The following is a 298-nucleotide window of genomic DNA, read 5'->3' as shown; positions in this document are numbered from 1 at the left end:
ATCGGATGCCGCATCCACCGCCTCGACGAGTTCGTTCACGCCCCACGTGTTGACCTGCACGCCGAAGCGGATCTCCGCCTCGGTCTTGTCGCCCTCGGTGACCGCGACGTAGCGCATGTTGTCGCCGAAGCGGGCGAGCTTCAGGGTGCGGGCCGCGGTCCATCCGGCCGCGGCGCGCTGCCAGTCCTCGATCTGCTGCACCACGACCGGGTTGGACACATGGCCGACGACGGTCTTGCGCGCGACACCGAGACGGGTCTGGATGTACCCGAACTCGCGGTCGCCGTGCGCGGCCTGG

At 69.5% G+C, this 298-nt stretch carries 1 protein-coding gene; it reads right to left on the bottom strand.

Annotated elements, in window-relative coordinates:
• Positions 1-298 (bottom strand): L-arabinose isomerase family protein (locus OB08_RS16415; RefSeq protein ID WP_461476634.1); only part of this gene is annotated, 298 nt, incomplete at both ends.

Source organism: Microbacterium sp. HJ5, from assembly GCF_054824025.1.
This window is presented reverse-complemented; position numbering and strand designations above follow the sequence as displayed.